The organism is Staphylococcus lugdunensis, from assembly GCF_001558775.1.
In the GTDB taxonomy this organism is placed as follows: domain Bacteria; phylum Bacillota; class Bacilli; order Staphylococcales; family Staphylococcaceae; genus Staphylococcus; species Staphylococcus lugdunensis.
The window spans coordinates 1,282,479-1,304,288 of the sequence record NZ_CP014022.1 but is presented as its reverse complement, the minus strand read 5'-3'; the positions used below and the strand labels follow the sequence as shown (position 1 = coordinate 1,304,288).

Here is a 21,810-nt window from a genome sequence, read left to right as displayed (position 1 = left end):
ACGAATAACATATAAAAAGGAGCAGGACATGGCAAACAATGACTGGAGAAAATCCGTAGTTTATCAAATTTATCCGAAATCTTTTAACGATACAACTGGGAGTGGTGAAGGAGATTTACAAGGTATCATTGACAAACTGGACTATATACAATATTTAGGTGTTGATTATATTTGGTTAACCCCGATTTATGAATCACCTATGAATGATAATGGTTATGATATTAGTAATTATTTTAAAATCAATGAACGATTTGGCACCATAGAAGACTTTCAAACATTGATTTCTGAAGCACATGACCGTAATCTAAAAGTTATGTTAGATATTGTCATTAATCATACTTCTACAGAACATGAATGGTTTAAACAAGCAATCAGTTCAAAAGACAACCCGTATCGTGATTTTTATTTTTTTAAAACATCTCCAGATGGGTCACCGACGAATTGGGAATCAAAGTTTGGTGGAAATGCATGGCAATATGATGAGAAGACTGATGCGTATTATCTTCACCTTTTCGATGTAACACAAGCTGATTTGAATTGGGGAAATGAAAAGGTACGTCAAGCGTTATATGATATTGTTAATTACTGGATTAAATTTGGGGTAGATGGCTTCCGTTTTGATGTTATTAATCTTATATCTAAAGGTGAATTTAAAGATTCATCAAAAATTGGAAAAGAATTTTATACGGATGGACCACGTGTTCATCAGTATTTACATGAGTTAAACCGCAATACTTTCGGCGATAAAGGAATGATGACAGTTGGTGAGATGTCATCAACAACGATTGAACATTGCATTAAATATACTAAACCAGAGCGTCAAGAACTTAACAGCGTATTTCATTTCCATCACCTCAAAGTTGATTATCTTAATGGTGAAAAGTGGTCAAATGCTAAGTTAAACTTTCTCAAGTTGAAGGAAATTTTGATGGAATGGCAAATAGGCATTTATCAAGGTGGGGGTTGGAACGCGATATTCTGGTGTAATCACGATCAACCACGTGTCGTGTCACGTTTTGGAGATGATTCGACTGAAGAAAATCGCCAAGCCAGTGCTAAAATGTTAGCAATTGTGTTGCATATGCTTCAAGGGACACCGTACATCTATCAAGGTGAAGAAATCGGTATGACCAATCCACATTTTACTACTATAGAACAATATCGCGATATTGAATCTCATAATGCGTATGAAAAATTAACTGCACAGGGTGAAAGTGATGCAGAGGCGCTTACGATTTTAGGACAAAAGTCTCGAGATAATTCACGCACACCTATGCAATGGAATAATGAAGCTTATGGAGGTTTCACTACAGGTAAGCCTTGGATTGATTTAGCACAAAATTATGAACAAGTAAATGTTCAACAAGCGATGCAAGATAAGCAATCTATTTTACAAACATATCGACAATTGATTGACATTCGACACCAATATGATATTGTGACTTACGGAAATATAGAAGCGCTATATATGGCACATGACAAGTTGTTTATATATCGACGTAATTATCAAGCAACTTCATGGTTAGTTGTCGCTAACTTTTCACAGCAACCAGTACGATTACCAGAAGATTTAAACATTAAAGGAAAAACAATTATTAGAAACGGGGAAATATCAAACCGACAAATAACTGGATATGGAGCGTTGGTGGTTGAGCAAGAATTATAGATAAGGAATTGGTGAACCAAGTGACAATTAAGAAATTCACAAAAATTTATAACCAATTAAAAACAGCCATTTTGAATGGAAGTTATACTAAAGGGAGTCAATTACCATCGGAACATGAGTTAATGAATATAAATAAAGCTTCACGTGAAACAGTGAGAAAAGCATTAGATTTATTAGTAGCTGATGGTATGATTCAGAAAATAAGAGGTAAGGGCTCTGTTGTTATATATCGAGGCGTAACGGAATTCCCATTTTCGGATTTAATTAGTTTTAAAGAAATAAAGGAACAATTAGGGCTCACCCACCATACGGAAATGCTTCTCAACGAAACATGTTATGCACATGAATTCCCAGTTGTTAAAGAAAAATTAGGGTTGAGAAACTATGAAAGACTTCTACACATTGTACGTACTCGAAGTATTGATGGGAAAGTTAAAATATTAGATGAAGATTTCTTTTTGGCATCCCAAGTACCAAGTTTGAGTCGAGAAGTTGTAGAGGATTCGATATATAATTATATTGAGCAACAACTCAACTTACAAATTAGTTATTCATGTAAAGCGATTACCTTCGAAGCATTTAATGATTATGAGTTAAGTATATTTGGAAATGTTGAGCCACCATATTCGGCAACAGTTAGAAGTATTATTTATCTTAAAGATACGACAGCTTTTCAATATAATATTTCAAAGCATATTGCTACAGATTTCACTTTTAAAGAATTTTCACGACGTTATCACAACTATTAAAAATGTGATTTATTGATTACGCATCTATTCTAAATGATAGACATTACACTTGCATATCAATGCTTATTTATAGTAATATAATTCTTGCCGTGCTAGGTGGGGAGGTAGCGGTTCCCTATACTCGAAATCCGCTTTATGCGAGACTTAATTCCTTTGTTGAGGGCACAATTTTGTGAAGTCTGCCCGAAGCACGTAGTGTTTGAAGATTTCGGTCCTATGCAATATGAACCCATGAATCATGTCAGGTCCTGACGGAAGCAGCATTAAGTGGATCCTCATATGTGCCGTAGGGTAGCCGAGATTTAGCTGTCGACTTCGGTAACGTTTATGAATTGTGTTCGATTCAGAGGTGTGCGGCTTTTTATATACAATCAAAACTTTACTATAAATAAATACAATACGAGGAGGCTGAGATATATTTAATAACTCAGCCTCTAATTACATTTTCGGAGCCTCAACAGAGAGGACTGGCACAATGCATTTCCAGAAGCAAAGTTACAAAATCTTTGTGATGAAATATGATTTTACTACTGCCCTTTTGATTAAAATAGCGAATATAGCAAAAATTTGATACATTTAAACTGTTATAAATTAAAGCTATGCTGATGCATTTCATTTTAACTATGTGCTATATAATGAAAGTGCATGTATTTGCGTCTATGCATACAATGTTCAGGAGGATATATGCAAGTATATTTAAGCACCTTAACTGAAGTAGATTATACTCAGACGCTAGAAAAAATCGAACAAAGTTATACAGAAAATCCGAAAAAAGGTAAAGCAAAAAGAGCGCTAGTAGCAAGGTTAAGACAGTCGCCAAGTTATCAATATGAACTAGAAGTAATTGCTAAAGATGAAGCAGCTGTAGTAGTAGGACATGTTATGTTAAGTAAAATTAATATCGTTGCGCAAGATGCGAAGTATCCTGCACTTGAACTTGCATCATTATCCGTAGATCCAGAAGTAAGAGCTCAAGGAATCGGCAAAGCTTTAGTAAATGCTGTTGAAGAACGTGCTAGAGCAGAAAATTTTAATACGATCATTGTATCTGGAGCGCCTGATTATTTTGAACAGTTGGGCTATGAAAAGGCAGAAATTTACGATATTTATTCCGACGAAAGTACGTTAGAACAGCTACAAGTGAAGTTTTTATGGGATCAATTAACAGACTATCCGCATGGAAAAGTAAAAGATGCAGATGTAGTATAAATGAATTGATATAAAATGGAGAACCCATGATATAATAATGAGTAATTGTTTATGGAGGTGTAGAAGTGAATTATCAGGCATTGTATCGAATGTTCAGACCTCAAAGCTTTTCCGATGTTGTTGGACAAGAACACGTAACGCAAACGCTGAAAAATGCGATATCGAAAGGTAAGCAATCACATGCCTATATTTTTAGTGGCCCAAGAGGTACAGGAAAAACAAGTATTGCTAAAGTGTTTGCAAAAGCAATCAATTGCTTAAATAGTAATGATGGTGAGCCTTGTAATGAATGTGCGATATGTAGGGGCATTACGACAGGCACTAACTCCGATGTCATCGAAATTGATGCGGCAAGTAATAATGGCGTAGATGAAATAAGAAATATTAGAGATAAAGTGAAGTATGCACCTAGTGAATCGAAATTCAAAGTTTATATTATAGATGAGGTTCACATGTTAACTACAGGGGCATTTAATGCGTTGTTAAAAACGTTAGAAGAGCCACCTGCACATGCGATTTTTATATTAGCAACAACAGAACCTCACAAAATTCCTCCGACAATCATTTCTAGGGCACAAAGATTTGATTTTAAAGCCATTAATAGTGAGCAAATCGTGGAACGGTTGCGCTTTGTGGCTGATGAACAACAAATCGATTATGATATTGCAGCCCTAGAATTTATAGCTAAAGCATCTGAAGGTGGCATGCGTGATGCATTAAGTATTATGGATCAGGCCATTGCGTTTGGAGATGACCACTTAACACTGAAAGACGCTTTAGACGTAACAGGAAGTGTAGACGAAGCGGCACTTAATGATTTATTTAAGGATATTGTTAATGGCGATGTGCGTGAAGCGTTCACCCGTTACCATCATTTTATTTCTGAAGGTAAAGAGGTTAATCGCCTTATCAATGATATGATTTATTTTGTCAGAGATACCATCATGAGTAAAACAGCAGACGAGTCAATGACATATGATGCATTAGCAGATTTTGATTTAGAAATGTTGTACCATATGATTGATATTATTAATGATACGCTTGTTTCTATTCGTTTTAGTGTCAATCAGAACGTACATTTCGAAGTTTTATTAGTAAAAATTGCAGAAATGATGAAAACCAGTCCAGAAAATGTCCAAAATGTTGCTACACCAGCTGCGGTAACACAACCAACAAATGATGCTTTGTTACAAAGAATGGAACAACTTGAAAATGAACTTAAGACACTTAAAGCCCAAGGTGTTATTGCTAAACCACAAAAGCCAACTGCTCAACGTGCAACAAGAAGTAATGTAGAAGTGAAACATGCATTTTCAATGAGCAAGATTACTAAAGTATTAGATAATGCAAATAAAGAAGATATTAAACTGTTAAAAGGGCGTTGGAATGACGTTATTGACCATGCTAAAAATAACGATAGAAAATCATTAGTAAGCTTGCTACAGAATTCCGAACCAGTGGCTGCAAGTGAAACAAATGTACTAGTGAAATTTGAGGAAGAAATTCATTGTGAAATAGTCAATAAGGATGTAGAAAAAAGAAATAATATAGAAAGTGTTGTTTGTGAGATTATCAATAAGAACGTCCAAGTTGTTGGTGTACCATCTGATCAATGGTTAAGAGTCAGATCTGAATATATACAACAGCGCAAAAATCATAATGGTGAGCAACATGAAACACAGGATGAATCATCACAGCAAACTAAGACGAGAGAACAATCACAACCCACTGATGTCGCACAAAAAGCGCGAGACTTATTTGGAGATGAAACCGTGCATCTTGTTGATGAAGAGTAAGACATGACAACAGTTATTTTCGTATGTATAATGAAATAAAAGTATAATTTGAACAAATAGATGTTTATTCAAGGAGGAAATGATATTATGCGCGGTGGCGGAAATATGCAACAAATGATGAAACAAATGCAAAAAATGCAAAAGAAAATGGCTCAAGAACAAGAAAAGCTTAAAGATGAGCGTATTGTAGGTACAGCTGGCGGTGGTATGGTAGCTGTAACTGTAACTGGACATAAAGAAGTAGTTGATGTTGAAATTAAAGAAGAAGCTGTTGATCCAGATGATATTGAAATGCTACAAGATTTAGTTTTAGCAGCTACGAATGAAGCAATGAACAAAGCTGATGAGCTAACACAAGAGCGCTTAGGTAAACATACACAAGGCCTAAACATTCCTGGAATGTGATAACTCATGCATTATCCAGAACCTATATCTAAACTCATAGACAGTTTTATGAAATTACCAGGCATTGGTCCTAAGACGGCTCAACGTCTGGCTTTTCATACTCTAAATATGAAAGAAGACGACGTAGTTCAATTTGCGAAGGCACTTGTTGATGTCAAAAGAGAGTTAACTTATTGCAGTGTTTGTGGACATATCACAGAAAATGACCCTTGCTATATTTGTGAAGATAAGCAAAGGGATCGGACAGTGATTTGTGTAGTCGAAGATGATAAAGACGTTATTGCTATGGAAAAAATGCGGGAGTATAAAGGGCTTTATCACGTCTTACATGGTTCTATATCGCCAATGGATGGTATTGGGCCTGAAGATATAAACATCCCTTCATTAATAGAAAGATTAAAAGATGAAGAAGTGAAAGAGCTTATATTAGCAATGAATCCAAATCTTGAAGGTGAATCGACAGCGATGTATATTTCTAGACTTGTTAAACCAATAGGCATTAAAGTAACAAGACTTGCACAAGGTTTGTCAGTTGGTGGAGATTTAGAGTATGCAGATGAAGTCACACTTTCAAAAGCAATCGCTGGAAGAACTGAAATGTAGTAAATGAGTTGAGCCAATAAGGCGCGCTTAACATATATTAATTCTGATAGATTAAGAACTTATATGTTTTAGAGCGACTTAATTGGCTTTTTTTAATTTTTTCATAAAAATTTGCTACAAACTAAAATTTGTAAAAATGCGGTATTATGACTATATTTATAAATTTTCATACAAAAATCGAGTGGATAGGCGAACTATTTACTCTCTAATCAAAATATTGTTCGCTTTATGGTGAGACGTATTTTAAATGTAAATGAATAGGTGTAATTTTTACTATTGTGATAAAGACACTCATCTTGTATAGTATTTATTTGTTGAGCAAATCAACTTAGCATTTCAAATAAAAATTAATTATATATAGTTGTTGACTTTTATGGCTATAGCTAGTATAATTAATTCTCGTCGGTAAGAAATGAACATTGAAAACTGAATGACAATATGTCAACGTTAATTCCAATAATGTAACGAAACGTTACAAAGATTTAATTAGTATTTATGAGCTAATCAAACATCATAATTTTTTATGGAGAGTTTGATCCTGGCTCAGGATGAACGCTGGCGGCGTGCCTAATACATGCAAGTCGAGCGAACAGATAAGGAGCTTGCTCCTTTGACGTTAGCGGCGGACGGGTGAGTAACACGTGGGTAACCTACCTATAAGACTGGGACAACTTCGGGAAACCGGAGCTAATACCGGATAATATGTTGAACCGCATGGTTCAATAGTGAAAGATGGTTTTGCTATCACTTATAGATGGACCCGCGCCGTATTAGCTAGTTGGTGAGGTAACGGCTCACCAAGGCAACGATACGTAGCCGACCTGAGAGGGTGATCGGCCACACTGGAACTGAGACACGGTCCAGACTCCTACGGGAGGCAGCAGTAGGGAATCTTCCGCAATGGGCGAAAGCCTGATGGAGCAACGCCGCGTGAGTGATGAAGGTCTTAGGATCGTAAAACTCTGTTATTAGGGAAGAACAAACGTGTAAGTAACTGTGCACGTCTTGACGGTACCTAATCAGAAAGCCACGGCTAACTACGTGCCAGCAGCCGCGGTAATACGTAGGTGGCAAGCGTTATCCGGAATTATTGGGCGTAAAGCGCGCGTAGGCGGTTTTTTAAGTCTGATGTGAAAGCCCACGGCTCAACCGTGGAGGGTCATTGGAAACTGGAAAACTTGAGTGCAGAAGAGGAAAGTGGAATTCCATGTGTAGCGGTGAAATGCGCAGAGATATGGAGGAACACCAGTGGCGAAGGCGACTTTCTGGTCTGTAACTGACGCTGATGTGCGAAAGCGTGGGGATCAAACAGGATTAGATACCCTGGTAGTCCACGCCGTAAACGATGAGTGCTAAGTGTTAGGGGGTTTCCGCCCCTTAGTGCTGCAGCTAACGCATTAAGCACTCCGCCTGGGGAGTACGACCGCAAGGTTGAAACTCAAAGGAATTGACGGGGACCCGCACAAGCGGTGGAGCATGTGGTTTAATTCGAAGCAACGCGAAGAACCTTACCAAATCTTGACATCCTTTGACCGCTCTAGAGATAGAGTCTTCCCCTTCGGGGGACAAAGTGACAGGTGGTGCATGGTTGTCGTCAGCTCGTGTCGTGAGATGTTGGGTTAAGTCCCGCAACGAGCGCAACCCTTAAGCTTAGTTGCCATCATTTAGTTGGGCACTCTAAGTTGACTGCCGGTGACAAACCGGAGGAAGGTGGGGATGACGTCAAATCATCATGCCCCTTATGATTTGGGCTACACACGTGCTACAATGGACAATACAAAGGGCAGCGAAACCGCGAGGTCAAGCAAATCCCATAAAGTTGTTCTCAGTTCGGATTGTAGTCTGCAACTCGACTACATGAAGCTGGAATCGCTAGTAATCGTAGATCAGCATGCTACGGTGAATACGTTCCCGGGTCTTGTACACACCGCCCGTCACACCACGAGAGTTTGTAACACCCGAAGCCGGTGGAGTAACCATTTGGAGCTAGCCGTCGAAGGTGGGACAAATGATTGGGGTGAAGTCGTAACAAGGTAGCCGTATCGGAAGGTGCGGCTGGATCACCTCCTTTCTAAGGATATATTCGGAACATCTTCTGCGAAGATGCGGAATAACGTGACATATTGTATTCAGTTTTGAATGTTTATTAACATTCAAATAAATCGTTTTAAAAGAGAGCGTTTGACAAATAATACTATTTGCCAATGCTTCATTTAAAATTGATTGTTGTACATTGAAAACTAGATAAGTAAGTAAATTAGATTTTACCAAGCAAAACCGAGTGAATTAGAGTTTTAAATAAGCTTGAATTCATAAGAAATAATCGCTAGTGTTCGAAAGAACACTCACAAGATTAATAACACATACACACTTATATAATTTTGAAAGAAAACGTTTGTCAGGCGAGGCGTTGAAGCATTTCTAAGCGCAGTTTACTTTTGTAAATGAGCATTAGAAATGATGAAACAACGAAGCATGCGAGCGTTTGACTCAAAATGAATGAGCTTTAAAAGAAATCGTATTCAGATAATGAGTTGAACCATTTTGAAGCGCAGTGTGGAAGATTAAGTTATTAAGGGCGCACGGTGGATGCCTTGGCACTAGAAGCCGATGAAGGACGTTACTAACGACGATATGCTTTGGGTAGCTGTAAGTAAGCATTGATCCAGAGATTTCCGAATGGGGAAACCCAGCACAAGTTATGTTGTGTTATCGACATGTGAATACATAGCATGTTAGAAGGCAGACCCGGAGAACTGAAACATCTTAGTACCCGGAGGAAGAGAAAGAAAAATCGATTCCCTGAGTAGCGGCGAGCGAAACGGGAAGAGCCCAAACCAATAAGCTTGCTTATTGGGGTTGTAGGACACTCTATACGGAGTTACAAAGGAATATATTAGACGAATCATCTGGAAAGATGAATCAAAGAAGGTAATAATCCTGTAGTTGAAAATATATTCTCTCTTGAGTGGATCCTGAGTACGACGGAGCACGTGAAATTCCGTCGGAATCTGGGAGGACCATCTCCTAAGGCTAAATACTCTCTAGTGACCGATAGTGAACCAGTACCGTGAGGGAAAGGTGAAAAGTACCCCGGAAGGGGAGTGAAAGAGAACTTGAAACCGTGTGCTTACAAGTAGTCAGAGCCCGTTAATGGGTGATGGCGTGCCTTTTGTAGAATGAACCGGCGAGTTACGATTTGATGCAAGGTTAAGCAGGAAATGTGGAGCCGTAGCGAAAGCGAGTCTGAATAGGGCGTTGAGTATTTGGTCGTAGACCCGAAACCAGGTGATCTACCCTTGGTCAGGTTGAAGTTCAGGTAACACTGAATGGAGGACCGAACCGACTTACGTTGAAAAGTGAGCGGATGAACTGAGGGTAGCGGAGAAATTCCAATCGAACTTGGAGATAGCTGGTTCTCTCCGAAATAGCTTTAGGGCTAGCCTCAAGTGATGATTATTGGAGGTAGAGCACTGTTTGGACGAGGGGCCCCTCTCGGGTTACCGAATTCAGACAAACTCCGAATGCCAATTAATTTAACTTGGGAGTCAGAACATGGGTGATAAGGTCCGTGTTCGAAAGGGAAACAGCCCAGACCACCAGCTAAGGTCCCAAAATATATGTTAAGTGGAAAAGGATGTGGCGTTGCCCAGACAACTAGGATGTTGGCTTAGAAGCAGCCATCATTTAAAGAGTGCGTAATAGCTCACTAGTCGAGTGACACTGCGCCGAAAATGTACCGGGGCTAAACATATTACCGAAGCTGTGGATTGTCCTTTGGACAATGGTAGGAGAGCGTTCTAAGGGCGTTGAAGCATGATCGCAAGAACATGTGGAGCGCTTAGAAGTGAGAATGCCGGTGTGAGTAGCGAAAGACGGGTGAGAATCCCGTCCACCGATTGACTAAGGTTTCCAGAGGAAGGCTCGTCCGCTCTGGGTTAGTCGGGTCCTAAGCTGAGGCCGACAGGCGTAGGCGATGGATAACAGGTTGATATTCCTGTACCACCTAGTATCGTTTTAATCGATGGGGGGACGCAGTAGGATAGGCGAAGCGTACGATTGGATTGTACGTCTAAGCAGTGAGACTGAGTGTTAGGCAAATCCGGCACTCATAAGGTCAAGCTGTGATGGGGAGAGGAAATTGTTTCCTTGAGTCGTTGATTTCACACTGCCAAGAAAAGCCTCTAGATAGATAACAGGTGCCCGTACCGCAAACCGACACAGGTAGTCAAGATGAGAATTCTAAGGTGAGCGAGCGAACTCTCGTTAAGGAACTCGGCAAAATGACCCCGTAACTTCGGGAGAAGGGGTGCTCTTTAGGGTGCAAGCCCAGAAGAGCCGCAGTGAATAGGCCCAAGCGACTGTTTATCAAAAACACAGGTCTCTGCTAAACCGTAAGGTGATGTATAGGGGCTGACGCCTGCCCGGTGCTGGAAGGTTAAGAGGAGTGGTTAGCTTCTGCGAAGCTACGAATCGAAGCCCCAGTAAACGGCGGCCGTAACTATAACGGTCCTAAGGTAGCGAAATTCCTTGTCGGGTAAGTTCCGACCCGCACGAAAGGCGTAACGATTTGGGCACTGTCTCAACGAGAGACTCGGTGAAATCATAGTACCTGTGAAGATGCAGGTTACCCGCGACAGGACGGAAAGACCCCGTGGAGCTTTACTGTAGCCTGATATTGAAATTCGGCACAGCTTGTACAGGATAGGTAGGAGCCATTGAAACGTGAGCGCTAGCTTACGTGGAGGCGCTGGTGGGATACTACCCTAGCTGTGTTGGCTTTCTAACCCGCACCACTTATCGTGGTGGGAGACAGTGTCAGGCGGGCAGTTTGACTGGGGCGGTCGCCTCCTAAAAGGTAACGGAGGCGCTCAAAGGTTCCCTCAGAATGGTTGGAAATCATTCATAGAGTGTAAAGGCATAAGGGAGCTTGACTGCGAGACCTACAAGTCGAGCAGGGTCGAAAGACGGACTTAGTGATCCGGTGGTTCCGCATGGAAGGGCCATCGCTCAACGGATAAAAGCTACCCCGGGGATAACAGGCTTATCTCCCCCAAGAGTTCACATCGACGGGGAGGTTTGGCACCTCGATGTCGGCTCATCGCATCCTGGGGCTGTAGTCGGTCCCAAGGGTTGGGCTGTTCGCCCATTAAAGCGGTACGCGAGCTGGGTTCAGAACGTCGTGAGACAGTTCGGTCCCTATCCGTCGTGGGCGTAGGAAATTTGAGAGGAGCTGTCCTTAGTACGAGAGGACCGGGATGGACATACCTCTGGTGTACCAGTTGTCGTGCCAACGGCATAGCTGGGTAGCTATGTATGGACGGGATAAGTGCTGAAAGCATCTAAGCATGAAGCCCCCCTCAAGATGAGATTTCCCAACTTCGGTTATAAGATCCCTCAAAGATGATGAGGTTAATAGGTTCGAGGTGGAAGCGTGGCGACACGTGGAGCTGACGAATACTAATCGATCGAAGACTTAATCAAATATATGTTTTGCGACGCAAAATCAATTTTACTTACTATCTAGTTTTGAATGTATAACATTCACTTGTCTGGTGATAATGGCAAGGAGGTCACACCTGTTCCCATGCCGAACACAGAAGTTAAGCTCCTTAGCGCCGATGGTAGTCGGACTTACGTTCCGCTAGAGTAGGACGTTGCCAGGCAAAGCAAATGGATGCGATGAGCCGCATTGAGACCGAGAGGTCTCTTTTTTTTATGCCAAAAATTGAAAAACAAGTCGACAAATAACGGCATTGCGAAGAGAAAGCGATTGAAGCTGATACGCTTAAGAATTTTTTAGCTATGAATTATAAAACAATCATATACAATTATTTTTTTAAAGCATTAATATTGTAAAATATTTTGCAACGTATTATTATTATAGTGTATGAGTCCGAGATAGATATAAGGGGTCTCTTAATAATTTCAATTAAGGAGAGAGAACCCATTGAAAAGGAAGAAAAGCAAACAAAAGGATTATTTCTCGAATGTTCAAAATAAATACTCCATAAGAAAATTTTCAGTAGGAATTACATCAATTTTAATAGGAGCATCTGTCATTTTTGGAGCTAATTCTGAAGCACATGCTGCAGAGATAAAAAGTGATGATAATACACAAAAAGTTGTTAATAAAGAATATAGCGATGGTATTTCGCAAGAACAACAGGATAAATCATTAAATCTTGCTCAAGACAAAGAAAAGTCAAATAATGTTAATAAAAATAAAGTAACAGACGTAGGAACATCTGATGTGTTAAAGGATACAAAGACAGCACATGAAAATGTACAGCAACAAGATAATGTTGCTTCAAAAGAAGAAACTACTAAAAAAACGCCTAGTGCTATAGATAAAAATAATACATCAGCACAATCTGAAGTTGTAACTTCGAGTGATGCTACTAAGACATCTACTGCTTTAAATCAAGTTGATAGAAATCAACTATCATCACAATCTACTTCAGAAAGACCGAAAAAACGCGTTAAACGTGACGTGGGTACTGATGACAAGCAATTAGTAGGGGAATTCGTATTTAGCGGCACAAATAGTAATGAAAGACGCTATAATTTAACATCAGATATCGTGTCTAACAGACGTGTAACAAGTACGTCATTTTCTTATTCAGCATCAGGGCATGGCACAATTGATAATGGCAAGCTGGTTTACGAAGCACCTAAAAAATTTATAATTTCAGAACCAACATTTTCAAAATCGGAATTTGTGACTAACAAGACAAATTTATCTGATAATGAGACATGGCGCTATCAATTTGATTTAAGACCACTTTCTGGTACATCAGCAGGTCAAATCAATATCAGTCAAGTTATTGGCGGGATGATTTGGACGGGACCAGGTGAAGGTGATGTTGTTACTTCAACAATGAAAATGTATCAGGGAGATACGCTTGTTGATACTAAACAAGTTAATGCAACATTTGATCATATAAAAGGTGGTTTATACATAGACCGAGGGCAAGAAAAACCGACGTCTATTTGGAGAATTACACGAAAATCAGCGGCTGCACAATCACCTACGATTGGAGTTATCAAAGAAGATGGGACAATTTCTGAGAAAACGGATAACTATCGCTATCAGGTGCCACTGCCAAGAGATAATTGGTTTTTAGAAAATCGGGATGATGCAGTATCACCACATTATTATTCACGTTATACTGATTTTAAATATAATATTTTAAATATTCCAAGTTGGTTAGAACTTGATCCAGATGCTAAAGGCAATAGATTTTGGACACAAGATGAATCAGGCATTCATCTCCATCTTAATGAAGGTGATATTTTACCTTATAATGGTTATACACCCGTATTAAAATTGAAAAAATCTGCATTAACACCAGAATTATTAGCAAAATTTAAAACTGACGGCTTTATTAAAGTAAACTTAGATTGGCAAACGATAGGCCGACTTCCAAATGGACAAGATTATATTCAAAATGTACCTGATCCAGAGGGAATTAAGTTTAAAATGATTAATGAGGCTGGTACAGCAACAAGTAATGTTTATTTTATGAATTTCCGACTGCAAGAGCCTTCACATTTGTTTTCAAAAGCAGATCACAAAAATGAAGTATTCCGTGTGCAAAAATATATATATGATAGAGACCAATCGAATAAATATGCACCTACTTACATGCATTCAATACAATTACCATCAGGGCAAGAAGGCGATTACTTTACTACCTTTAAGCTTTCATTACCTAGAATAAATTATAATAACGGTTCAAGTGATAAAAATGCAGATAAAGGAATAATATTAAAAGCACCATTTATTTTATACGGTGTAAATGCTGATGGATCTACTACAAAATTAAACGAATGGACGTCAATCAACAATACAAATAATACCTATGGATTGGGAGATAAAAAATATAATCATTTAATACTCCAAACACCAATTATTAGAGATACGGTTTCACCAGATAGTGAAGCAGAAAAGGACATTTATGGTTGGGAGGCAGATATCACATATGCAGTAGATGATCAGCGTTGGGAAACAGCTGCAAAAGATGATGATGTGACCCAAATGCAAAATGGAATTATTATTAATCAAGTAGCAGAAAATACGTTACAAGCTGCTAGTTCCGTTCCAACAAGGGCATTGACAGGTAATGAGTTACAACCAGCATATTCGTATATTCATACTAAGGATGCATTTAAACACACTTTAACAGATGTTGATGTAAGAAATACAAATTCAGGTTTAGGAAATGTATTAAACTATAATGAAAAAGCTAATGTCATTGTCAAAGCAGATACTAAAGATTATATGAAATATTTAAGTACGGATCCATTAGATAATAGTTCTGATATTAGCGTTGATAAATTAGATCATATTAATCATGTCTATTTATCATTAAGTGCGCCTGATGACACGGCAATAGGTAATGTGCGTGCATGGACGAATAATGAATTAATACGTACATCAACAGTTTGGAATCCTTCATTATATGAAACTACGCCATCGAATGTTCTAAAAACCCGCCCTGTCTTAAATCCAATTAAAGTGATAAAAAATTATAAAAATAGCGGTAGAACGTTATATATTTATGAAGCACCTGAAGGATATAAGTGGAATCAGTCGGTAAAGAATTCCATTACAGAACGAAGTTCAATCACTCAGAATACGCCAGAAATCACTTTTGATATTTATAATAGAGGTACGTTACCAACGGGAACTTATTCAATTAGATATGCTACGATATGGGATGAAAAATCGGAAATTGTGCGTCCTACTGAAGAACAATCTTTAAGTCATAATAATCTTGAATTATCTGATGTAATTACAGAAGATTTAAGTGGTAATAAAAAGTTTGTCTCAGTTATTGATGTGCCATTTAAAATTGCATTAGCTAAGGAATATGCTTCTACATTAACTATTGGTAAAGATGCGTCGAACAGTTTTGATAAATCTCAGGTTGATGTTAACTTAGGAGAAAGTGTGAATTTACAAACAAATACGGCCAACTTTACTAACAGTGAAGGAATTATTAAAGAAATCATTGTGACCATTCCGAAAGACAATATTAAAACGCATTTAACGGCGTTAATTCCTGACACTGAAAAATATCGTGTTGTTTATACAACAGACACGGATGTACGTAATGGCGTGTACAATTCTAATCCAACAGATTTAACAAAAGTTACGGCAGTTAAATATGTTTTTGATGAACCCCTTGTTTTAACAAATGGACAAAGTTTCCAAACAAATATGCGTGTTACTGTGCCAGAGGATGCACCTATTTTAACTAAAGCGCATTCTCAAATCTTTACTAAAGGTTTGGATAATACATGGCTTTCAGGGAATAAAGTTGAGCTTGAAACAGAAGATAACCGTGGAGACTTAGTGGTTAAGTATACTAATGAATCAGGGAATACAATTCAAAATTCACTGACATCAAAAGGTAAAAAGAATACGGAGTATAATGTTAGTGTGCCTCAAATGATTGATAGACTAAATCGACACTATAAATTTGTTAGGGTTGATAATCAACTTGATCCTACAACGGGTCATTATGCTAAAGGTCAAACTAAAATTGTTAATTTAATATACGTAGAAGTATTTGAAGGTAGTGTGATAGCCGACTATAAAACAACGGATGGAGAAGTGTTAAGTCCGCTAGTAACAGTTGTAAATAGTCAAATTGAAGGAACAGAATATACAGCTACACCAGCAACAATTCCAGATCGCGTAACCTTTGAAACAACTGATGACGGTAAAGTTAAAAAGACAATAAGTTATCATTTAATTTCGACACCAGAAAATCAATCTGGAACAGTTGTAGGTAAGCAGACAATAGAAGTTCACTATGTATACGAACCGATTACAACTTATGAACAGATACCGAACGACGCGCCGCAAGAAACGCCAGTTGCGTTAGAAGTAACACGTTACGTGGATAGTGAAGGTAATGAGGTGCAAGAGACAGAAGAAGGCACGCATCAACCACCAAGTATTATCGGAGACAAATGGCAATATACAGGTCAAACAACAACGGCAGATGGCATCACAACATATGTGTATGAACGTATCCAGTCAGAAATACCAAATGAAGCGCCGAAGGAAACGCCAATACAATTAGAAGTAACACGTTATGTAGATGGCGAAGGTAATGAAGTGCAAGAAACGGAAGAAGGCACACATAATGCGCCAGGTATTATCGGAGACAAATGGCAATATACGGGTCAAACAACAACAGAATCTGGCATTACGACGCATGTGTATGAACGTATACAATCGGAAATACCAAACGAAGCACCGCAAGAGACACCGGTACAATTAGAAGTAACACGTTAAGTGAATAGTGAAGGTAATGAGGTGCAAGAGACAGAAGAAGGCACGCATCAACCGCCTGGCATTATTGGAGATAAATGGCAGTATACAGGAAGAGTCACAGAAAAAGATGGCATCACAACGTATGTATATGAACGCATCCAATCAGCAATCCCGAACGAAGCACCGCAAGAAACGCCAGTACAATTAGAAATAACACGTTATGTGGATGGCAAAGGTAATGAGGTGCAAGAAACAACAGAAGGTAAACACGAACCACCAGGTATTATCGGAGATAGATGGCAGTACACAGGTCAAACAACAACGGCAGATGGTATCACAACATATGTATATGAACGTATCCAGTCAGAAATCCCGAATGAAGCGCCGCAAGAGACACCGGTACAATTAGAAGTAACGCGTTATGTGGATATTACCGGAAATGAAGTTCAAGAGACAGAAGAAGGTACGCATCAACCGCGTTATATCATTGGAGATAAATGGCGTTATTCTGGAGTAACAGTGACAGAAAATGGTATTACTAAACATGTCTATGAACGCATTCAATCAAAAGTTCCAAATGACGCACCACAAGAAACGCCAGTACAATTAGAAGTAACACGCTATGTGGACCCAGAAGGAAACGAAATACAAGAAACAACAGAAGGTAAACATCAACCGCCTGGCATTATTGGTGACAGATGGCAATATACAGGAAAAGTCACAGAAAAAGATGGCATCATAACATATGTTTATGAACGTATTCAGTCAGAAATACCAAATAATCCACCGCAAGAGACACCGGTAGAATTAGAAGTAACACGCTATGTAGATGGCGAAGGTAATGAAGTGCAAGAAACAACAGAAGGTAAACATCAACCGCCTAGCATTATTGGAGATAGATGGCAATACACAGGAAAAGTTACAGAAAAAGACGGCATTACAACATATGTCTATGAACGTATTCAGTCAGAAATACCAAATAATCCACCGCAAGAGACACCGGTACAATTAGAAGTAACACGCTATGTGGACCCAGAAGGAAACGAAGTACAAGAAACAACAGAAGGTAAACATCAACCGCCTAGCATTATTGGAGATAGATGGCAATACACAGGAAAAGTTACAGAAAAAGACGGCATTACAACATATGTCTATGAACGTATTCAATCAAAAGTTCCAAATGACGCACCGCGTGTAGACATTGATGAATTGAAAATCACAATTTATGTTGATACAAATGGTCGTGAAATTGTTCCATCACGAAAAGGTCAGTTACCACCAGAACAATTTATCGGACAAGATTGGCAATATACAGGACATAAGATTGAAAAAGATGGTATTACAACATATATTTATAAAAAAGTAGAGAATGCTGTGCCAGCAAAACAATTGAAAAAGACTAAGCATAATACGCAGTCTGAAAGTCAATTCAAACATACACCACAAGTTAAACAACAACTTGTTAAATATCATAATGTTAAAGAACAACGTTCTATTGAAAAGTCAGAACATACAGATATGCATGTGTCAGAGTTACCTGAAACAGGAGAAACAGCTAATAAAAACGGACTAATAGGTGGATTGTTAATAGCAATAGGTGCATTTTTCGTAACAAAAAGAAAAAAAGAAAACACAAAATAATATAGCAATACACGTCGAGACATAAATTTCCAAAAAATCGCACAAAGATGATTTATTTCAAATCATCTTTGTGCTTCTTTGTTATATTCAATAGTTTGTATTGCTGGCTCGCTTTCTTAGAGAACAGCTTCAGCCACCCCAACTTGCTTTGCTTGATGAATTTCTTCTCGAAATTCTTTCTGTTGGGGCCCCACCCCAACTCGCTTTGTCCGTTGGCTTTCTTTTCGAAAGCTCTTTGTTGGGGCCCCATCCTGAGCTTGTCTTGTTCTTTCAAGCTCTTGCTAAAATACTTCGTACTTAAAAGAAGTGTGCTTTTTCTTAATGACGCTTAATATAATAAAGAAACAGGCAAATTCTATTAAGTTTCAATAGAACTTGCCAGCTGAAGCTTTTAAAAGAAATTTATGTCTCGATCTTCATATATACTAAACCTTTGTGTACAACTACGTATGCGAGGGTTTTAGTATATAATCAATTTGCTATTAATATCATTTTACTTTCATTTGAATTTTCCATAAAATTTGAATAAAGGAGTGCATAAAAATGATTATTCGTGCATTAGAGGAAACCGATTTAGAATTCGTACATCAGCTCAATAATGAATATTCGATTATGTCATATTGGTTTGAAGAACCTTATCAATCACTGAGTGAATTGCAACATCTTTATAATAAGCATATTTTAGATGAAGATGAAAGACGATTTATTATAGAACAAGATGACCATGCTATTGGTATTGTTGAATTAGTTGAGATAGATTTTGTACATCGAAACTGTGAAGTCCAAATTATTGTTGATCCTGATTATAGTGGACACGGTTTTGCTAAACAAGCTTTTAAAATGGCCATAGACTATGCATTTTTAGTCTTGAATATGCATAAAGTATATCTATATGTTGATGTTAATAATGAAAAGGCTGTTCATATTTATGAAACACATAACTTTAATATTGAAGGCACATTAAAAGAACATTTTTATACTAATGGAGAATATCGAGATTGTTATGTTATGGGTTTATTAAAAAATCAGTGGTCTTATAGCAATCCCGACAATTTATCACATATTCGTTAATATTTAATTGAAAAGAGTGTTACACATGGCATTGCCAATTAATTATAAATTAAGCCAACTTATAAATGAAAAGGCTATATCTATGCATGTTCCTGGTCATAAAAATATGACAATTGGGACGTTACATGAACTAGATTTTAAATTTGATATGACTGAAATCACAGGTTTAGATGATTTGCATCATCCAGAAGATATTATTCTTAACAGTCAACATAATATGTCAAAACATGAGGACTACGATGCTTTTATACTTGTTAATGGAACAACGTCAGGTATATTAGCTACTATACAAGGGTTTTCAGCTGTGGATGGACGTTATTTAATTGCTAGAAATGTACATAAGTCTGTTTTTCATGGGCTTGATTTAACACATCAAAGTGCAGATATTTTACCTATGCAGGAAAGTCTTCAAACCCATCATTATTACGGTCCTCAAACAAGAGATTTTGATTCTGAACAATATAAATTAGCCGTAGTTACATACCCAAATTATTATGGAGAATGTTTTGATATTAATTCCTGTATTTCAAAATTGCATGCAGCTAATATACCTGTCTTAGTTGATGAAGCACACGGGGCACATTTTGATTTAGACGGCTTTCCTACTTCAGCGTTAAACATGAAAGCGGATTATGTCGTACAGTCATATCATAAAACGTTACCTGCGTTAACAATGGGATCAATATTGTTTATTCACAAACAAGCGCCGCAACGTGATAAAGTTATTCAATATTTGAGTTATTTTCAGACATCTAGTCCCTCATATCTTGTTATGGCTAGCCTTGAACAGGCAAACCAATTTTATCAACAGTATGATAGTAGATTGTTTTTTAAAAGACGACAACAGTTTATCGAAATGATGCAAGATAAAGGATTTATAATGATACAAATGGCTGATCCGCTAAAGCTAACAGTACAGCATAAGCATATGTTAGGATATCAAATTCAAGATTGGTTTGAAAAAATGTCTGTTTTCGTGGAACTTGCAGATGATTATCAAGTATTGCTTATTTTACCTTTATGGCACGAACAAGATAAATATCCATTTGATGAACTTATTGAACGTATACGTATGCAGCCTGTTGAGGATTTGATAAATCATAATCAGCAATCAAGTTACACTCGTTTACCTTGTGCCGCTGGTAGTTACGAGACAATGGATATTACCCATGTTACTTGGGTTGGGTTAGATAATGCGCAAGGTATGATATTAGCACAACATATAACGCCTTATCCACCAGGTATACCACTTTTCTTTACGGGCGAAAGAATCACTCAAAATATGTTAAAATTAATAACGCATTATATTGATTCTGGTGTCAGAGTGGAAGGGATTAACAATAAAAAAATTTTGGTTAAGGATGAATAAAATATGACAGCATTTATTACTTTTGAAGGACCAGAAGGCTCAGGGAAGACCACGGTGATTCAAGCTGTTGCAGAAAAGCTCGCACAAGACTTTGATGTAATTTCAACGCGTGAACCAGGTGGCGTACCTACTGGGGAAGAAATAAGAAAAGTTGTTCTTGATGGTAATCACATGGATATACGCACAGAAGCAATGTTATTTGCTGCTTCTAGAAGAGAACATCTTGTTGAAAAGGTCATTCCAGCATTAAAACAGCATAAAATTGTATTATGTGATCGCTATATTGATAGTTCTTTGGCTTATCAGGGATATGCACGGGGTATAGGTATAGAGGAAGTGAGAAAACTCAATGACTTTGCAATTAATGGCTTGTATCCAGATTTAACGATATATCTTGATATTTCAGCTGAGATAGGCAGACAACGTATTATGAATAATCAACGCGAACAAAATCGTTTAGACAAAGAAGATTTGAAATTTCATAATTTAGTAATTGAAGGATATCGACAAATTATGGAGAACGGGGACAAGCGATTTCGCAAAGTGGATGCCAGCCAAAATATAGCTAATGTTATTGAAGAGACGTACCAAATTATCATAAATTTTTTGGAAAAATTATGATATAATGACAAGAAGAGGTGTTATAAAATGAAAATGATTATAGCGATCATCCAAGATCAAGATAGTCAAGAACTTTCAGACCAACTCGTAAAGCATGACTTTAGAGCCACAAAATTAGCAACAACTGGTGGTTTTCTAAGAGCGGGAAATACGACATTTTTATGTGGTGTTGATGATGATCGAGTTGACGATATCTTAACTGTGATTGATAACACATGTGGTAATAGAGAACAATTAGTTTCTCCAATGACACCTATGGGCGGTAGTGCAGACTCTTACATACCGTATCCTGTAGAAGTGGAAGTCGGTGGCGCTACTGTATTTGTGATGCCAATCGATGCCTTCCATAGATTTTAAATATCGAAATAACAACGATGAATGAAAATAAT

General features: G+C 38.0%; 13 protein-coding genes, 3 rRNA genes and 1 other RNA gene. 16 read left to right on the top strand and 1 reads right to left on the bottom strand.

What is annotated here, in order from left to right; translation table 11 throughout:
* Window positions 1-28: 28 nt before the first annotated feature.
* The 12 genes from treC (at window position 29) to AL499_RS12735 (ending at window position 18,360) form a co-directional block, all read left to right on the top strand.
* Window positions 29-1,666 (top strand): alpha,alpha-phosphotrehalase, encoded by a 1,638-nt coding sequence (gene treC / locus AL499_RS06170; protein WP_002492157.1) that lies wholly within the window; start codon window positions 29-31, stop codon window positions 1,664-1,666.
* Window positions 1,667-1,677: 11 nt separating this feature from the next.
* A complete protein-coding gene (gene treR / locus AL499_RS06165; RefSeq protein WP_002461171.1) occupies window positions 1,678-2,415 on the top strand; it encodes a trehalose operon repressor in 738 nt (245 codons plus the stop codon).
* A gap of 87 nt (window positions 2,416-2,502) precedes the next feature.
* Window positions 2,503-2,772, top strand: an RNA gene (gene ffs, locus AL499_RS06160) — signal recognition particle sRNA large type.
* A gap of 327 nt (window positions 2,773-3,099) precedes the next feature.
* On the top strand, window positions 3,100-3,624 hold the full coding sequence (locus tag AL499_RS06155) for a GNAT family N-acetyltransferase (RefSeq protein ID WP_002492187.1): 525 nt from the start codon (window positions 3,100-3,102) through the stop codon (window positions 3,622-3,624).
* Window positions 3,625-3,689: 65 nt separating this feature from the next.
* Window positions 3,690-5,420: a DNA polymerase III subunit gamma/tau gene (gene dnaX, locus AL499_RS06150; protein ID WP_002492162.1), complete on the top strand. Its 1,731-nt coding sequence runs from the start codon at window positions 3,690-3,692 to the stop codon at window positions 5,418-5,420.
* An 87-nt stretch (window positions 5,421-5,507) separates the two neighbouring features.
* A complete protein-coding gene (locus AL499_RS06145; protein ID WP_002479279.1) occupies window positions 5,508-5,825 on the top strand; it encodes a YbaB/EbfC family nucleoid-associated protein in 318 nt (105 codons plus the stop codon).
* 6 nt (window positions 5,826-5,831) lie between these two features.
* Window positions 5,832-6,428, top strand: coding sequence for a recombination mediator RecR (gene recR / locus AL499_RS06140; protein ID WP_002461175.1), 597 nt, complete (start codon window positions 5,832-5,834; stop codon window positions 6,426-6,428).
* Window positions 6,429-6,948: 520 nt separating this feature from the next.
* Window positions 6,949-8,499, top strand: a 16S ribosomal RNA gene (locus AL499_RS06135).
* 491 nt (window positions 8,500-8,990) lie between these two features.
* Window positions 8,991-11,912 (top strand): 23S ribosomal RNA (locus AL499_RS06130).
* 67 nt (window positions 11,913-11,979) lie between these two features.
* Window positions 11,980-12,094: ribosomal RNA gene (gene rrf / locus AL499_RS06125) — 5S ribosomal RNA — on the top strand.
* Together the 16S, 23S and 5S rRNA genes form the textbook arrangement of a ribosomal RNA operon.
* Before the next feature lie 284 nt (window positions 12,095-12,378).
* The gene (locus AL499_RS06120; RefSeq protein WP_002491862.1) at window positions 12,379-16,740 is read left to right on the top strand and encodes a MucBP domain-containing protein; all 4,362 of its coding nucleotides are present in this window, start codon (window positions 12,379-12,381) and stop codon (window positions 16,738-16,740) included.
* A complete protein-coding gene (locus AL499_RS12735; RefSeq protein WP_002491859.1) occupies window positions 16,741-18,360 on the top strand; it encodes an LPXTG cell wall anchor domain-containing protein in 1,620 nt (539 codons plus the stop codon).
* A gap of 52 nt (window positions 18,361-18,412) precedes the next feature.
* On the opposite strand, the gene AL499_RS06115 is transcribed toward AL499_RS12735, so the two are convergent.
* Entirely contained in the window at window positions 18,413-18,634 is a 222-nt protein-coding gene (locus AL499_RS06115; RefSeq protein WP_037555147.1) for a hypothetical protein, read from the bottom strand.
* Window positions 18,635-18,903: 269 nt separating this feature from the next.
* On the opposite strand from AL499_RS06115, the gene AL499_RS06110 reads away from it, so the two are divergent.
* The 4 genes from AL499_RS06110 to AL499_RS06095 are packed head-to-tail and all read left to right on the top strand — an operon-like array spanning window position 18,904 to window position 21,778.
* Window positions 18,904-19,431, top strand: a complete 528-nt coding sequence (locus AL499_RS06110) for a GNAT family N-acetyltransferase (protein WP_002461496.1) — start codon at window positions 18,904-18,906, stop codon at window positions 19,429-19,431.
* 25 nt (window positions 19,432-19,456) lie between these two features.
* A complete protein-coding gene (locus AL499_RS06105; protein ID WP_002491853.1) occupies window positions 19,457-20,800 on the top strand; it encodes an Orn/Lys/Arg family decarboxylase in 1,344 nt (447 codons plus the stop codon).
* Window positions 20,801-20,803: 3 nt separating this feature from the next.
* Window positions 20,804-21,421: a dTMP kinase gene (gene tmk, locus AL499_RS06100; RefSeq protein WP_002491855.1), complete on the top strand. Its 618-nt coding sequence runs from the start codon at window positions 20,804-20,806 to the stop codon at window positions 21,419-21,421.
* A gap of 27 nt (window positions 21,422-21,448) precedes the next feature.
* Entirely contained in the window at window positions 21,449-21,778 is a 330-nt protein-coding gene (locus AL499_RS06095; RefSeq protein WP_002461491.1) for a cyclic di-AMP receptor DarA, read from the top strand.
* Window positions 21,779-21,810: the final 32 nt, after the last annotated feature.

Coding starts and splice junctions, on each gene's coding strand:
- treC (WP_002492157.1), top strand. CDS start 29: ATGGCAAACAATGACTGGAGAAAATCCGTAGTTTATCAAATTTATCCG.
- AL499_RS06155 (WP_002492187.1), top strand. CDS start 3,100: ATGCAAGTATATTTAAGCACCTTAACTGAAGTAGATTATACTCAGACG.
- AL499_RS06145 (WP_002479279.1), top strand. CDS start 5,508: ATGCGCGGTGGCGGAAATATGCAACAAATGATGAAACAAATGCAAAAA.
- recR (WP_002461175.1), top strand. CDS start 5,832: ATGCATTATCCAGAACCTATATCTAAACTCATAGACAGTTTTATGAAA.
- AL499_RS06110 (WP_002461496.1), top strand. CDS start 18,904: ATGATTATTCGTGCATTAGAGGAAACCGATTTAGAATTCGTACATCAG.
- AL499_RS06105 (WP_002491853.1), top strand. CDS start 19,457: ATGGCATTGCCAATTAATTATAAATTAAGCCAACTTATAAATGAAAAG.
- tmk (WP_002491855.1), top strand. CDS start 20,804: ATGACAGCATTTATTACTTTTGAAGGACCAGAAGGCTCAGGGAAGACC.
- AL499_RS06095 (WP_002461491.1), top strand. CDS start 21,449: ATGAAAATGATTATAGCGATCATCCAAGATCAAGATAGTCAAGAACTT.